Here is a 1,049-nt window from a genome sequence, read left to right on the forward strand (position 1 = left end):
CCGCCTCAAGGAAGCTGCCGAGGCCCTTGCACGCAAAACCCAGTCAACCTAATAACCTCTCGTCCTGCTCCACAAGTGGGGGAGTTTGCGCGACCACAGGTGGGGGAGTTTGAAGTGACCGTCCGGGATTGCGAGAAGATCAGCCAGGCCCCGGCGCCCTTCCATGTGATTGCTGGCGGCTGGGCAGGACCCAGCTTGTTGGCGATGGTGCTGTTTGAGAAGTTCGGCCAGCATCAGCCGCTGAACCGGCAGGCCGAACGCTATGCCAAGGAAGGCGTGCCGATCAGCTTGTCGACCCTCGCAGACCAGGTTGGCGGCTGCACAGTTGCACTGACGCCCTTGTTCCGGCGCCTCGAGGCTCATGTGCTGAGTGCCGAGCGATTGCACGGGGACGACACGACGGTGCCGGTACCGACACCGGCCGCATCTGGGTCTATGTGCGCGACGACAAGCCTTTTGGCGGGCAGGCCCCGCCGGGGGCAGTGTTTTATTACTCACGCGATCGCGCCTGCGAGCATCCCCAAGTGCATCTGGCCGGCTACAGCGGCATCTTCCAGGCCGACGCCTATGGCGGATATGGCAAGCTTTACACCCCGGGCCGCAACGCAGGTCCGATCCTGGAAGCGGCGTGCTGGGTCCGTGCCCGACGGCCGTTCTTCGTGATGGCTGATTTGGGGGAAAATGCGCGCCGCAAGGTGCTAGGCAAAAAGCCAGCGGTGATCTCGCCGCTGGCGCTGGAAGCAGTCCGCCGGATCGACGCCTTGTTCGAGATCGAGCGAGGTATCAACGGCGAGACATCCGAACGGCGCCGGGCCGTGCGCCAGGAGCTCAGCGCGCCGCTCGTCGCCGATTTGGAAGTATGGATGCGTGAGCAGCGCGCCAAGCTGTCACGGCGTAACGTTGTCGCCAAGGCGATGGACTACAGTGCGCCACGAAGGCGAAGGAACGAGGGAGAACATGAAAATGTAACCCAAACTTCGAGTAGCCTTGCTGCGCGAGAGATGGGGGTTGGCCCTCCGGACTCGGATTACAGGATCAGGGTCCAAACC

The 1,049-nt window shown here is 63.0% G+C and carries 1 pseudogene; it reads left to right on the forward strand.

What is annotated here, in order from left to right:
• Positions 1-123: 123 nt before the first annotated feature.
• Positions 124-935 (forward strand): annotated as a pseudogene (gene tnpC, locus ACV1FX_RS41690) (IS66 family transposase); the annotation flags it as partial.
• Positions 936-1,049: the final 114 nt, after the last annotated feature.

The organism is Bradyrhizobium ingae (genome assembly GCF_055791185.1).